This window comes from Psychrobacillus sp. FSL W7-1457 (assembly GCF_038593405.1).
Classification (GTDB): Bacteria; Bacillota; Bacilli; order Bacillales_A; family Planococcaceae; genus Psychrobacillus.
Genome location: NZ_CP151993.1, coordinates 1,214,871 through 1,228,501, shown reverse-complemented (window position 1 = coordinate 1,228,501; position 13,631 = coordinate 1,214,871). Strand labels below are relative to the sequence as shown.

The 13,631-nt window shown below is 36.7% G+C and carries 15 protein-coding genes; 4 read left to right on the top strand and 11 right to left on the bottom strand.

Translation table 11 applies throughout. The features are described 5' to 3' along the window. The first annotated feature begins 2 nt into the window (after positions 1–2). On the top strand, positions 3–206 hold the full coding sequence (locus NSQ95_RS05715) for a YlaI family protein (RefSeq protein ID WP_169358941.1): 204 nt from the start codon (positions 3–5) through the stop codon (positions 204–206). A gap of 504 nt (positions 207–710) precedes the next feature. On the opposite strand, the gene NSQ95_RS05710 is transcribed toward NSQ95_RS05715, so the two are convergent. Both NSQ95_RS05710 and typA read right to left on the bottom strand, forming a co-directional pair. Then, positions 711–1,013, bottom strand: coding sequence for a YlaH-like family protein (locus NSQ95_RS05710; protein WP_340886051.1), 303 nt, complete (start codon positions 1,011–1,013; stop codon positions 711–713). 42 nt (positions 1,014–1,055) lie between these two features. After that, positions 1,056–2,903, bottom strand: coding sequence for a translational GTPase TypA (gene typA, locus NSQ95_RS05705; protein WP_340884368.1), 1,848 nt, complete (start codon positions 2,901–2,903; stop codon positions 1,056–1,058). A gap of 103 nt (positions 2,904–3,006) precedes the next feature. Here typA and NSQ95_RS05700 point away from each other — a divergent pair, with 103 nt between their 5' ends. After that, positions 3,007–3,195 (top strand): YlaF family protein, encoded by a 189-nt coding sequence (locus NSQ95_RS05700; RefSeq protein ID WP_169358938.1) that lies wholly within the window; start codon positions 3,007–3,009, stop codon positions 3,193–3,195. 213 nt (positions 3,196–3,408) lie between these two features. Here NSQ95_RS05700 and NSQ95_RS05695 read toward each other — a convergent pair whose 3' ends face one another. After that, positions 3,409–4,200: an inositol monophosphatase family protein gene (locus tag NSQ95_RS05695; RefSeq protein WP_340884370.1), complete on the bottom strand. Its 792-nt coding sequence runs from the start codon at positions 4,198–4,200 to the stop codon at positions 3,409–3,411. Between the two features lie 138 nt (positions 4,201–4,338). Beyond that, the gene (locus tag NSQ95_RS05690) at positions 4,339–4,536 is read right to left on the bottom strand and encodes a hypothetical protein (RefSeq protein ID WP_169358936.1); all 198 of its coding nucleotides are present in this window, start codon (positions 4,534–4,536) and stop codon (positions 4,339–4,341) included. Positions 4,537–4,688: 152 nt separating this feature from the next. Here NSQ95_RS05690 and NSQ95_RS05685 point away from each other — a divergent pair, with 152 nt between their 5' ends. Continuing rightward, positions 4,689–5,318: a DUF1054 domain-containing protein gene (locus NSQ95_RS05685; RefSeq protein ID WP_342560461.1), complete on the top strand. Its 630-nt coding sequence runs from the start codon at positions 4,689–4,691 to the stop codon at positions 5,316–5,318. Between the two features lie 35 nt (positions 5,319–5,353). On the opposite strand, the gene NSQ95_RS05680 is transcribed toward NSQ95_RS05685, so the two are convergent. Together NSQ95_RS05680 and NSQ95_RS05675 are read right to left on the bottom strand one after the other, a co-directional pair. Further along, a complete protein-coding gene (locus tag NSQ95_RS05680; protein ID WP_169358934.1) occupies positions 5,354–5,623 on the bottom strand; it encodes a UPF0223 family protein in 270 nt (89 codons plus the stop codon). An 11-nt stretch (positions 5,624–5,634) separates the two neighbouring features. After that, positions 5,635–6,594 (bottom strand): nitronate monooxygenase family protein, encoded by a 960-nt coding sequence (locus NSQ95_RS05675; protein WP_340884376.1) that lies wholly within the window; start codon positions 6,592–6,594, stop codon positions 5,635–5,637. A 449-nt stretch (positions 6,595–7,043) separates the two neighbouring features. Here NSQ95_RS05675 and NSQ95_RS05670 point away from each other — a divergent pair, with 449 nt between their 5' ends. Next, complete coding sequence (locus tag NSQ95_RS05670; RefSeq protein ID WP_340884379.1) at positions 7,044–8,513, top strand: aminotransferase class I/II-fold pyridoxal phosphate-dependent enzyme; 1,470 nt, start codon at positions 7,044–7,046, stop codon at positions 8,511–8,513. Positions 8,514–8,593: 80 nt separating this feature from the next. Here the strand turns inward: NSQ95_RS05670 and NSQ95_RS05665 are convergent, their stop codons facing one another. The 5 genes from NSQ95_RS05665 to NSQ95_RS05645 all read right to left on the bottom strand — a co-directional run bounded on the left by NSQ95_RS05665 (position 8,594) and on the right by NSQ95_RS05645 (position 13,631). Beyond that, on the bottom strand, positions 8,594–9,271 hold the full coding sequence (locus tag NSQ95_RS05665; protein ID WP_340884382.1) for an LrgB family protein: 678 nt from the start codon (positions 9,269–9,271) through the stop codon (positions 8,594–8,596). Next, the gene (locus NSQ95_RS05660) at positions 9,268–9,651 is read right to left on the bottom strand and encodes a CidA/LrgA family protein (RefSeq protein ID WP_340884385.1); all 384 of its coding nucleotides are present in this window, start codon (positions 9,649–9,651) and stop codon (positions 9,268–9,270) included. Before NSQ95_RS05660 ends, NSQ95_RS05665 begins: the two co-directional genes overlap by 4 nt. Before the next feature lie 285 nt (positions 9,652–9,936). Then, positions 9,937–10,782, bottom strand: coding sequence for a polysaccharide deacetylase family protein (locus NSQ95_RS05655; protein ID WP_342560460.1), 846 nt, complete (start codon positions 10,780–10,782; stop codon positions 9,937–9,939). Positions 10,783–10,862: 80 nt separating this feature from the next. Next, positions 10,863–12,275: a dihydrolipoyl dehydrogenase gene (gene lpdA / locus NSQ95_RS05650; protein WP_169358928.1), complete on the bottom strand. Its 1,413-nt coding sequence runs from the start codon at positions 12,273–12,275 to the stop codon at positions 10,863–10,865. Positions 12,276–12,278: 3 nt separating this feature from the next. Beyond that, positions 12,279–13,631 carry a dihydrolipoamide acetyltransferase family protein gene (locus NSQ95_RS05645; protein ID WP_340884390.1) on the bottom strand — a complete coding sequence of 451 codons (1,353 nt, stop codon included), beginning with the start codon at positions 13,629–13,631 and terminating at the stop codon, positions 12,279–12,281.

The window sequence follows — 13,631 nt, the reverse complement described above, 5'->3', positions numbered from 1 at the left end:
ATATGAAAGTGCAATGTGTGATATGCGATCGAATTGATGAAATTTCTTCTGATTTACCACTAGCAAAAAAACTAAGAAACCGACCTATTCACACTTATATGTGCGAAGAATGTCATGATCGAATCGAGTATAAAACGAAGGAACGCCTAGCTACTGGTAAGTATATCTCCTACAAAAGTTCTCGATTAATTGAAAATGAGTTTTAATTAATCGAGACTAGGACCATACTTATCTTCCAAATCATAAAGTCCTAAAAATTTTAATTACAGCAAATTTTTAGGGCTTTTTTATTATCTACTTTTTACTTATAAGAGAATAAATAAAAAACGAAGCTAGAACTTAATTAGTTTCATTTTACGCAAAAAGAGAATTGCTACGAGGAATTCTCTTTTTGCTTTATATTTTTAAAATGTCTGACGAAATGTCATCCTCGAATGCTTACTTACAGAAATTTTATAGGTATTATCTGAACAGAAGTAATATTAGTTGTTCGGAGTGAAGGTGACGACTCCTAGGGGACAAGCGCGTGGGAGAGACTACAGGCTCATGCCACGTGCCCCCAGGAAAGTTTCCACCGTAACGGAGAACAACGGCTACCCTAGTCATAAAAAGAAAGCAGACCAAATTTTACTCATCGTAAAATTTGATCTGCTTTTAATTTTGAGGTGGGTTTTGTCCCAGCCTCGGCTTTTAGATTTAAAGTAGCCTAATTAAGTAGTCGAACCTCTTTTTTCTAGCTTTAATCGTATTTTATATATGATTAATATCAATGCAGCAACTAACAATGCTTCCACTACCGGAAGGAAAAATGCTAAGAAGGTCAACATTAAGCAACCTAACAATAGGAAAATATAGATAACTATATTTTGCTTAAATTTTAATTTCTTTGCAAATCCAAGCTTGTACACTAGCACTGACAATAAAAATATGACGATAAATAAAACATAGCCTGATACAGTAAAGTTTGGCATTGTTTCATATATAAACCTAGCGATAGAAGACATTCTACCCATTACTAGATCTTGTTCCTCCAAGGCTTGTCACCCTTTCAGTTCCTATTCCTGATCTGCACTTTTCTTTTTCTTTGTTACACGTTCACGTTCGCTCTTCTCAAGAATTTTTTTACGTAAGCGAATAGACTCTGGTGTTACTTCTAGATATTCGTCATCACCAAGGAATTCTAATGCTTCTTCTAGAGTTAAGATACGTGGGCGTTTAATAACATTTGTTTGGTCTTTGTTTGCTGAACGAATGTTTGTTTTTTGTTTCATCTTAGTTATATTTACTGTAATGTCAGCATCACGAGTATTTTCACCAACAATCATACCTTCATAAATTTCAGTACCTGGCTCTACGAATAGAGTTCCACGGTCTTCAATTTGCATCATACCATAAGTTGTTGCTTTTCCTGTTTCCATAGAAACAAGCACACCTTGGTGACGTCCACCAACGCGACCTGCCACTACTGGTTGGTAGCTGTCAAATGTATGGTTAATGATTCCGAAACCTTTAGTCAAGGACATGAATTCAGTTGAATATCCGATTAATCCACGGGCAGGAACCATGAAGATCAAACGAACTTGTCCATTTCCACTATTGACCATGTCTACCATTTCGCCTTTACGTGTACCCATGGACTCAATAATAGAACCTACACAGTCTTCTGGTACATCGATTTGTACGCGTTCAACCGGCTCACATTTTTTGCCATCAATTTCACGAATAATAACTTCTGGTTTAGATACTTGAATCTCATAACCTTCACGACGCATGTTCTCTATTAATATAGATAAGTGAAGCTCTCCACGACCAGAAACAACCCAAGCATCAGGTGAATCAGTATCTTCTACTCGTAAAGAAACATCTGTTTGTAATTGAGAACGAAGACGCTCTTCAATTTTACGAGATGTTACCCATTTACCTTCACGACCAGCAAACGGAGAATTGTTTGTTAAGAATGTCATTTGTAATGTTGGCTCATCGATACGTAATGGAGTTAAAGCGTCAGGATGGTCTGTAGGACAAACCGTTTCCCCTACGTTAATCTCTTCCATACCAGAAACTGCTATTAAATCTCCAGCTTTTGCAGATTCAATCTCTACACGTTTTAAACCGAAGAAACCAAACAATTTAGAAACACGGTAATTTTTAACTTTGCCATCTAATTTCATTAAAGAAACTTGTTGACCTACTTCAATTGTACCGCGGAATACGCGACCAATACCGATACGGCCTACATAGTCATTATAGTCAAGTAATGCAACCTGGAACTGTAACGGCTCATCCGAATTATCAATTGGCGCTGGAATAGATTCAATGATTTTTTCAAATAGACACTTCATATCTTCTTCTTGGTTAGCTGGGTCAGCGTCTAAAGAAGCAGTTCCATTAACACCTGAAGCATAAACAACTGGGAAGTCTAATTGATCGTCATCTGCACCTAACTCGATGAAAAGTTCTAATACTTCATCTACTACTTCTAGTGGACGAGCAGAATCTTTATCTACTTTGTTAACTACAACTATTGGTATTAACTTTTGCTCTAATGCTTTCTTCAATACAAAACGTGTTTGAGGCATACAACCTTCATATGCGTCTACTACAAGTAAAACACCATCTACCATTTTTAAGATACGCTCTACTTCTCCACCAAAATCGGCATGTCCAGGTGTATCCAAAATGTTAATGCGTTTGTCTTCGTAATTTACAGCTGTGTTTTTTGCTAATATAGTAATTCCACGCTCGCGTTCGATATCGTTTGAATCCATTGCTCTTTCGTCAACGTGTTCATTTGAACGGAACGTTCCTGATTGTTTTAATAATTGATCGACTAATGTCGTTTTTCCATGGTCAACGTGTGCTATAATAGCTATGTTTCTTAAATCTTGACGTAATTTTGTCATATTTCCACTCCATATTCTTTTTTCATGTCCATAACTGTGCTATTATAACACAAGTAGAACTAAAGTTATAATATTTTTAATTATTTTCTTGGGGGTAATTGTTTTGAGTAACATTAAATGGGTTTTTGTCTTGTTTTCTCTAGGCGCAATGTTGTCTATGGGATTAATAGGAGTCGCTATTGCTTTACGTAATATTCCGTTAGCATTATTGTTTTTAGCAATGTTATTTGTTGTAATGGGATTTGGTTTTAAAACAAAAAAGAAAATGCGTGAACAAGGGTTATTAGAATAGGAAAATCTAAATCAACCCGAGTTTTTTATAATTATATCTGGGTAGTTTATCTGTTTTTTTCTACTTCAGTAGAGGCTGGTCGCGACTAACGTCACTAACCAGCCTCTTTTTTAAATTCTTATTTCTAATCTACGGAAATTACTTTTATAGTTTTCGACAATATAATTTTATTAAATTCTATTATTTAATTTTAAATATATGAAACAAACTCATTTATTTTAAAATAATATATTTTGATAATAGTTGTTCATGAAGATTAGGCTTAGAGACTATAAATGAATTTTGTTTTAACAGATTTATAGGCTCGTTAGATAAGTTAGTAACAACTGCTCCCACTTCGTTTGCTACTACCATCCCTCCAGCTATATCCCAAGGTGAGAGTCTCATGGACAGATATGCATCTAATCTTCCCGTGGCTACATAGGCAATCTCAATTGCAGCAGACCCAAAGGATCTAGTTCCTCTAGACGTTTGCACGAGCTCTATCATTCCGTCGTGATGCACCATTCGATTTGGTACAACCCAACTAGCATTCACCCCTATAATTGATTTCTCTACTGTCGTACTCTCAAGCCGAGGGATCCTCACGTCGTTTAGATATGCCCCTTGTCCCAATGCAGCACTTAGTAAATCATCATCCATAACATTATAAATATATCCAAGTATTCCTTCGCCGTCCTTGTAAATACCTAACGATATAGCAAAGTTTCTCTTGAAGTGAATAAAGTTAGTAGTCCCATCAATTGGATCAAGCATCCAAACGTAGCCATCTAAATTATCTATCTTATCTCCAAACCCTTCCTCTCCAAATATACGATGGTTTGGAAAATCATTTTTAATATGTCTAATAAAAAACTTTTCTGTTTCTTTATCAATATTAGTAACTAAGTCATTCGCTTCCGACTTAGATTCAATAATTAACTCCTCTGAGAATGAGCTTCTTATTTGAATCGCAGCTTGTTTAATCAATGATTTTGCATACTTATCAAGCATATGTAAGTCCATGTTACCACCCCTTCTATGTTCCTGTTAACTGACCGTCATACATGCTTTGCATATACTTAGTCTTAGTATAAAGAAAAAAACACCGGCTGTCTTTCAAGATTAGCTGGTGTTTTTCATGGTGCTATTAGTGATGACAACTTAAGTAAACGCATTTAGTTCATCCAGTGACTGATGAAGCTCTGTTAATCGCATCTTTGCTTCACTAATTACTTCTTGGTCTCCATCCTGCATTGCATCGTATAAAGTAGCTAATTGATAATCCATTTCCAATTTCAATGTTTGAATTTTTTCCTTTTCCATATCATATTTACGAATTATATGCACAACCTGTTTCATAGTTAACACCTCTCCATAATCATTTTATCTTAATATTCAGAACTTTATACTTACATTATGCTACAAATCGATTTGTGTTAATAAATACTGCTTACAAGATTTTTACCCAAAAATCCGCTAAAATAAACATAGAAATTGAAAGGAGTTAATATATGAGTAAAACTTTTTGGCAAGAAAAAGATTTTGAAGTGTTTCAAATTGAAGGATTAGAAAATAGAATGACTGCTCTTATAGAGAATGTTCGACCTAAGTTTGAAGAACTTGGTAAACAATATAGCCTTTATTTTTCTGGTGTTCTTGGAGATGAGTTTTTTAGTCATGTAGCTAAGCACGCTCGTCGATCAGTTAACCCTCCAAAGGATAGTTGGGTAGCTTTTGCTCCTTACAAACGTGGTTACAAGGCTTTGCCTCATTTTCAAATTGGCTTATGGGGTACGCATTTATTTATCATAGTAGCAGTTATTTATGAAGCACCAGATAAAGTTGCAATTGCAGAGCGTTTGCTGCAACAGATGAGTCTATTTAAAAAGCTACCAGATGATTTTATCGTTTCTGGGGACCATATGAAGCCAGAAGCCTCTTCCTTAAGGGAAGTTAATCAAGAGGGTGTAGAAGAGCTTCTAACGCGTCTGAGAGACGTTAAAAAGGGTGAATTTTTAGTTGGGCGTCATATACCTAAAGAAGAAGCTGTTAAATTAACAGAAAAAGAATTATTCGACTTAGTAGAAAATACTTTTGAAAAACTTCTCCCCATTTACAAAACTATGACCAATATAAAATAAGACAAGCTTTCCCTCCTTTTTAAGGAGGGATTACTTTATCCCTTTATAATTGCTTCGTTTGTTTGTTCTTTCATTTTTTTTATGATTGGGAAACTTGCATATCCACTTTCTTTTTCAAACTCCCGAAAGTATGTTTTTTCTTCCGCTATAGACGGAACTATTTCTTTAAAGCGACGATATTTATTCATCAGTTCTTCTCGCTTTATGCCTTTTTCATAAGCATTTTCAATTGCTTCAAAAAACTGTACTACGTCTACTATCTCTTTTGTAGACCAATCTAACGAAAAAGGGTATGTGTATTCCATTTTCAACTCTCCTATAATTTCCATTTTTTTCGTATATCTAGTGCCTCAGCTGCCATTCTGTCGATGAGCTCTTTCGTTGTAGGAATGTCATGAATCATGCCTATTACTTGCCCTGCCCATGCAAAGCCTTGGTCTTCGAAACCGTTATAAATAAATTGCTTGTTGGCTTCTCCACTAATATGATGCTTCAAATGCTCATATGTAGGATTTTCCTTTTCCATAGCCAAAATAGTTTCGGTCCAACTATTTCGTATTGCCCTTGCTGGGGACCCTAGCTCTTTTTTAATAACAACTGTATCTGTTTCCTCTTTTAATAATATGGCATTTTTATATGCTTTCGATGCATGGATACATTCCTTTGTTGCGATAAAACGAGTCCCCATTTCTATCCCTTCCGCTCCAAGAGCATGAGCAGCCATCCAGCCTCGCCCATCTCCAATGCCTCCAGATGCAATGACAGGTAAGGAAACAGCATCCACAACTTGAGGGATAAGTACCATAGTTCCGATATCATCTCTCCCTAAGTGACCGCCACCCTCTTGCCCTACAACCATCACAGCGTCGGCCCCTAGCTGTTCTGCTTTTAGAGCCTGTCGCTTAGATGCGACTAAAACCAGCTTTTTAATATCCGTCTTATCCAGGGCATCTAAAATTGGTGCAGGATTGCCTCCAGTCATTGAAACTACTGGAACGTTTTCTTCGATAGCGACTTGAAGCATATGTTCATAAGGTCTACCTGTTTGCCCAATAGCAAAGTTTACGCCAAAAGGTTTATTTGTATGTTCTCTCACTTTAGCAATCTCTTGGCGAAGCTCCTCCGGTGTTGAGAGACTCATAGCAGTTATCTGTCCTAAGCCACCCGCTTCTGACACCGCAATGCATAGATCCGAATACGCAAGATATGCTAGTCCACCTTGTACTATAGGATATTTTGTTCCTAATAGATCTGTAACCCTTGTTTGAAATGACAAACTAATCCCTCCCTTTATAGTAGTGTAAAGAAAATTTAATTAGGATTCAATCGATCTATTAAAGGATAGAATTTTAAATGAGCCGTTTTAAATCTTTAAAGTAGGTTATGTATGTATTAGAAGACTCTAACAAGACATATCCGGTAGGAAAAACATACAATCTAGTATAAGGTTATCGTTTATGGCTTAAATGCTTGTTAACTGTTCTTCATTATAAAATGCTTTTAAAAACAAACGACTTTTAAAATGCTTGTAGAAGCAAACCTCTCGATTTCTTTTCTATTTGCCCAGCAAAATTAATGCATCTTAATAATTTTGAATTATTTTTATAGTAATAAATTTCCTTAAATGCTATAATTCTTTTGTTTTTAAAATTGCATCAACGTCTCTATTAATAATTACTAGAATCGTTTACATGCACAAAAATTTAATTAGAGGTGGTATAAGCGTTGTCACAATTAGAAACTCCTATCTTCGATGCTTTATTGAAGCATCGAAATCGTCATCCAATTCAGTTCCACATTCCTGGTCATAAGAAAGGGAAAGGGATGGACCCTGCATTTCGAGAGTTTGTTGGAGATAATGTACTTTCAATTGATTTAATCAATATAGCTCCATTAGATGACCTACATTCTCCAAAAGGAGCCATCAAAAAAGCTCAACATCTAGCTGCAGAAGCTTTTGGAGCAGATGAAACCTTTTTCTCTGTTCAAGGTACGAGTGGAGCTATTATGACAATGATTCTTACTATTTGTGGACCTGGGGATAAGATCCTTGTTCCACGAAATGTTCATAAATCTATTATGTCTGCCATTGTATTTGCAGGTGCTATACCCGTATTTATACATCCCGAGGTAGATAAAGAACTTGGTGTTTCCCATGGTATTTCTGTGGAATCCGTAGAAAAAGCAATAGAAGCACATCCAGATGCAAAGGGTTTACTTGTTATCAACCCAACTTATTTTGGTCTAGCGGCCGATTTAAAGAGAATTGTAGATATTTCTCATGCGCACGGTATCCCTGTAGTAGTGGATGAAGCCCATGGTGTACATATCCACTTTCATAATGACCTTCCTATTTCGGCAATGTCTGCCGGTGCTGATATGGCCGCAACATCTGTACACAAACTTGGAGGATCTATGACTCAAAGCTCCGTCCTGAATGTAAGAGAAGGACTAGTTTCAGCAAAAAGGGTACAATCTATCCTTTCCATGCTTACAACGACTTCTACATCCTATCCTCTTTTAGCTTCTCTAGATACAGCTAGAAGACAGTTAGCTATACATGGAGAGGATTTAATAGGCGAAGCAATTGAAATTGCTGAGGAAACTCGGAAACGTATAAATGAAATTGAACATATCCATTGTGTCGGAAGAGAAATATTACAAACCTCTGCTACTTACGATATGGATCCAACCAAGCTACTAATTAGCGTTAAAAATTTAGGAATCACTGGATTTGAAGCAGAAATTTGGCTTAGAGAAAAAGCAAATATCGAAGTAGAGCTTTCTGATTTATATAATATTCTTTGCCTTATTACGTTGGGAGATACAAAAAAAGAGGTAGATATGCTAGTTAATGCATTATCAAGAATGGTCGTTGCTTATGAATCTGCTGCAACAATAGTAGAATCAGCTGTAACCTTACCAGACATCCCTGGTTTAGCTATGTCACCTCGAGATGCATTTTACGCAGAAACTGAATCTATTCCATTATTAGAAGCTAGCGGCCGTATTTCTGCTGAATTCGTGATGGTCTACCCTCCTGGTATTCCTATTTTTATTCCCGGGGAAATAATCACCCAAGGGAATATTGACTATATTCTGATGAATTTAGAGGCTGGCCTTCCAGTACAAGGACCAGAAGATGATACATTAGAAATGATTCACGTTATTAAAGAGCATCAAGCTATCATTTAGTATATTAATACTTTCACTCCAATCAAAAACAGACTCTTGACTGCTAACGTCAAAGTCTGTTTTTTAATAGAATCAAAACATCAAAAAATTAAAAAGGCAAATATTGGACATATAAAAGCCCCTAAAATAGCACTAAGAGTCATCGCCACTGACCCCATCGTCATCGTCTCTTCCCCATACTCGGAAAGCTTAGATAAGCCGATACCATGAGATGCACTACCTATAGATATCCCCCTGCTGATTGCGGTATCTATGTGAAATAATTTAAAGAGAAACGGTCCAGCTAATGCTCCTATTAAACCAGCTAAAATTACAAAAACTGCTGTCAAAGTTGGAATACCCCCGATTGATTCACTAATAGGCATCGCAATTGGAGAAGTAATTGACTTTGGTAATAAGGATTTTTGAAGAAACTCCTCAAAAGACATAAGTTTAGCTATTATAGCAATACTAATGAGTCCAGAAAGCATTGCTACAGTAACACCTAATATAATCGTCACCTTGTTTTTCATAATTTTTTCTCGCTGTATATATAAAGGGTAAGCCATCCCTACTACCGCTGGTCCAAGCATTGCATCAATCCACTTGGCACCTGACATATATGTATCGTAAGAAACTCCTGAAAAACTTAATACTACTACAAGGATAATCGTAGTAGTTAAAATAGGTAATAGTAAAGGATAGGTGAATCTTCTATAGAGAAAAGTCATCCCTATAAAAATAATGATTGTACCAATTACCATCGCTAGAGCAATCATTTCAATTCCTCCCCTACTATTTTACTTTCAAAGTATTGACATACCTTTCCTGCTACTACAATAGTAAACATTGTGCTAATTATTAAAGCGATTATTATAAAAATCCCTTTTAACGAGGCTAACTGAGGGTAATCCATTATCCCTGCGGTCGCCGGCACAAAGAATAAGGCAAGAAATGCAAGTAAAAAACCAGCCCCATCTTTTATAAGATTGGCTGGAATTATTTTTAGCAGGAGGCACGCTAATAGCATTAATAATCCAGCAATACTTCCAGGAAAAGAAAATGGCAATAATTCCACTATAAAAGATCCTAGAGTAGAGAATAAATAAAGAATAATTACTTGAAAAATTATTCGACCTACTTTTTTTATTTTGTTCATTATGTACTTTAAAAGTTTATTCTTTTAAAGTTTCACCTCCATAAAAGCTGATAATAGAAATAATTTTACGCCTTCTCTTTTAGTATGTCCATGAGTAGAAAAGTAGTTTGCTTGTTTGGAAGGAATCGGATGATTTCGTTCCAGGCGGAAGCTTTCCGCCGACAAAACTAGAAAACAGGGATTTTTACCTCACAACCCCGTTCCAAATAACAAAATACCTCAAAAGATTTATATCTCGAGGTATTTTGTCAATACTCTAACACCTCTAGAACTAGAGGCGAAAAATTATTCTATAGTTTTAATAGTTTTCGGATCAATCAAGTCGTATCCTTTTGCTCGTAAGCCTTCTACAATTTTCGAAAGAGCTGCTGCGGTCCATTCTCGATCATGCATTAGCAAATTTGCTCCGTCTACTAGATACTCCGTATTAACCATAATATCTGCTAAACTATTAGCCTCCATATATTGTTTCTCCCAATCGTATCCATATGTCCAATTCATCAAGACCATCCCTTCTTGGTGAACCAAGGACTTACTAAAATCAGTATTTACACCAAAAGGAGCTCGGAAAAATTTAGGCTTCTCACCGATCACTGCTTCTACCGTCTCGTTTACTTTAATTATTTCTTCTTGTTGCTGTTCTTCACTGCTATTTTTTAAGTTCGCGTGTGTTTGAGTGTGATTTCCAATAGAAAAACCTAAATCATATATTTCTTTTAGATTAGCTTGTTCTTCCTCTGAATCTATGAAATGACCATTCACAAAAAAGATAGCTGGAGCGTCAAGTTCTTTTAATGTTTTCGCCATTTCGACAGCATATTTATCTGGAGCATCGTCAATCGTTAAAAGCACAGCCTTAGGATTCGCATCTGCAATTGGTTTTATCGTCCAATTCGCCTCATTAATTTCATACTTTATTTCCGAAACAGGTTCTTCCTCTATAACTTCCTCTACAGGCTCTATTTCTTCCACTTTTTCAGTTTCTTCAGGCTTAGTTTCTACCGTTTCTTTATTAACTTCGTTTTTTTCTCCAAGTTCTTTTTGGACTTCCGTTGTTTCTGCATTACATCCTACTAGTAAAAAAGTTAGTGCTGCGGGTAATAACCAAGTTGTAAGTTTCAATATAATCACCATATCCCTTCTATTTCCATTCTAACAGTCAAAAAGAAAACCGTGTAGAGTATTTCTACACGGTTTTATCGACCTACTTATTATTTAGATAGAATATGGATTGGGTGACCCATTACTACTTCTGCAGCTTCCATTGCAATTTCTCCAAGCGTTGGATGTGCATGAATAGTCATAGCGATATCCTCAACCGTCATACCAGCTTCAATTGCTAAACCTAGTTCAGCGATCATATCAGATGCACCTTGACCTACGATTTGAGCGCCAAGTAATAAACCATCTTCTTTACGTGAAACTAGTTTTACAAAGCCTTCTGTCGCGTTAAGAGCAAGTGCACGACCGTTAGCTCCGAATGGGAACTTACCAGCAGCTACATCAAATCCTTGTTCTTTTGCTTGTGCTTCAGATAAACCAACTGTAGCTAGCTCTGGATCTGTGAAGCAAACAGCTGGGATTGCAAGATAATCTACAACAGATGATTGACCAGCAATCGCCTCTGCAGCTACTTTACCTTCATAAGATGCTTTGTGAGCAAGCTGAGGACCAGCTACTACATCACCGATAGCAAAGATATTGCTAATGCTAGTGCGACATTGCTTATCTACTTCGATTAATCCGCGTTCTGCAAATTTAATACCAAGCTCTTCTAAACCAATTTCATCGGTGTTTGGGCGGCGGCCAACTGTTACTAATACATAGTCAGCTTCCACTTTTTTCTCTTCTCCACCAACTTCATAAGTTACAACTACGCCAGTATCAGACTCTTCAACACCTTTTGCAGATGCTTTTACTACCATATCTACGCCTTTTTTCTTCAAGCCTTTTTTAACAATAGTAGTCATTTGTTTTTCGAAGCCAGCTAAAATATCGTCTCCGCCTTCGATAATTGTAACTTGTGAACCTAGGTTAGCATATGCAGAACCTAACTCAGTTCCAATGTACCCTCCACCAATTACTACTAATTTTTCAGGTACCTCTTGAAGATTTAAAGCACCAGTTGAGTTAATAACACGTTTTGTATATTTAAATGTTGGAATTTCTACTGGACGAGATCCAGTAGCGATTATCGCATGTTTAAAAGTATAAGTTTGTGCAGACTTCTCATCCATTACACGAACTGTATTTGCATCAACAAAGTAAGCTTCACCAGAAACCACTTCAATATTGTTACCTTTTAATAATCCGGAAACACCGCTAGTTAATTTTTTCACAACACTTTCTTTGAAAGCTTGTGCTTTTGAAAAGTCAATTTTAACATCAGATGCCGTGATACCCATGTCATCTGAATGTTTTGCTTGTTCAAAACGGTGACCAACTGAGATAAGCGCTTTAGAAGGGATACACCCTACGTTTAAGCATACTCCGCCGATATGTTCTTTCTCTACTACTACTACCTTTTGTCCTGTTTGTGCAGCACGAATTGCAGCAACATAACCTCCAGGACCTGAACCTATTACTAAAGTATCTGTTTCAATCGGGAAATCTCCTACGACCATTTTTTACGCCTCCATTAATAATAATTCTGGACTGCTTAATAAACGTTTTATATGGTTCAACGCATGTTGGGCAGTCGCACCATCGATCATGCGATGATCAAAGCTCAATGATAATGCTAACACAGGAGCGGCTACAATTTCACTATTTTTTATTACAGGTTTTTCTGAAATTCGACCAATTCCGAGGATTGCCACTTCTGGATGGTTGATAACAGGTGTAAACCATTGCCCTCCTGCAGAGCCAATATTAGTGATTGAGCATGATGCACCTTTCATCTCAGCAGGAGCTAATTTGCCATCTCGAGCTTTAGTTGCTAAAGCATTAATTTCATCAGAGATAGTAAATACAGATTTACGATCTGCATTTTTAATAACAGGTACTAATAAACCTTTATCTGTATCAGCTGCAATCCCAATGTTGTAATAATGCTTTTGAATAACTTCGTTTGAATCATCATCATACGAAGTATTTAAAGCAGGGAATTCACGTAAAGTACTTACTAATGCTTTTACCACATAAGGTAAGTAAGTTAACTTGATGTTTTTCTCTGCAGCTATTTCTTTAAATTTCTTGCGATGTGCAACAAGCTCTGTCACATCAACTTCGTCCATAAGCGTTACGTGTGGAGCGGTATGCTTAGAATTAACCATAGCTTTTGCAATTGCCTTACGCATTGGTGAAAGCTTCTCACGCGTTTCAGGGAAGTCTCCTTCTAGGCTAACAGGAGCTGAAGATTTTGTTTCTTGCGCCTTCTCCTGTTCAGCAGCTGGTGCTGTAGATTTAGTTTCTTCTACTGATTGGTCTCCAGAAAGGAATGCTTCAATGTCCTCTTTTAGAATTCGACCGTTTTTACCAGTACCATTTACGTCAGCAATATTCACTTCATTTTCACGAGCAAATTTACGAACAGAAGGCATCGCAATTACACGAGTGTCGCCTTTAGGTTTAACCTCTGTAGTTTCAGTCTTTTCTTTAGTAGGTGTAGAAGGTTGCTGATTTTTAGAAGCATCAACTGCTTCTTTCTCCACTTCCTTACCATCTTCTAAAGTAGATTGTATTTGAGCTTCTGTTTTTTCTTCACCACTGTGATCTCCTTTAAATTGAAGATCCTCATAGCCTGGTGCATCCAACTTAACTAGTACGTCGCCAACTACAGCAACTGTTCCTTCGCTTACCAACACGTCTGTTACTTTTCCTTTTACAGGTGAAGGAATTTCTACTACAGCTTTATCATTTTGTACTTCGCAAAGGATATCGTCCTCATCAACTTCGTCACCAGCTTTAACAAACCATTTAACGATTTCTCCTTCATGTATACCTTCTCCAATATCCGGTAGGCGGAATTCAAATGCCAA

Excerpts from the sequence above, each read along its gene's own strand:
- typA (WP_340884368.1), bottom strand. The coding sequence starts at position 2,903 with ATGACAAAATTACGTCAAGATTTAAGAAACATAGCTATTATAGCACAC.
- NSQ95_RS05710 (WP_340886051.1), bottom strand. The coding sequence starts at position 1,013 with ATGGGTAGAATGTCTTCTATCGCTAGGTTTATATATGAAACAATGCCA.
- NSQ95_RS05685 (WP_342560461.1), top strand. The coding sequence starts at position 4,689 with ATGAGTAAAACTTTTTGGCAAGAAAAAGATTTTGAAGTGTTTCAAATT.
- NSQ95_RS05660 (WP_340884385.1), bottom strand. The coding sequence starts at position 9,651 with ATGAACAAAATAAAAAAAGTAGGTCGAATAATTTTTCAAGTAATTATT.
- NSQ95_RS05715 (WP_169358941.1), top strand. The coding sequence starts at position 3 with ATGAAAGTGCAATGTGTGATATGCGATCGAATTGATGAAATTTCTTCT.
- NSQ95_RS05665 (WP_340884382.1), bottom strand. The coding sequence starts at position 9,271 with ATGATTGCTCTAGCGATGGTAATTGGTACAATCATTATTTTTATAGGG.
- NSQ95_RS05695 (WP_340884370.1), bottom strand. The coding sequence starts at position 4,200 with ATGGACTTACATATGCTTGATAAGTATGCAAAATCATTGATTAAACAA.
- NSQ95_RS05680 (WP_169358934.1), bottom strand. The coding sequence starts at position 5,623 with ATGGAATACACATACCCTTTTTCGTTAGATTGGTCTACAAAAGAGATA.
- NSQ95_RS05690 (WP_169358936.1), bottom strand. The coding sequence starts at position 4,536 with ATGAAACAGGTTGTGCATATAATTCGTAAATATGATATGGAAAAGGAA.
- lpdA (WP_169358928.1), bottom strand. The coding sequence starts at position 12,275 with ATGGTCGTAGGAGATTTCCCGATTGAAACAGATACTTTAGTAATAGGT.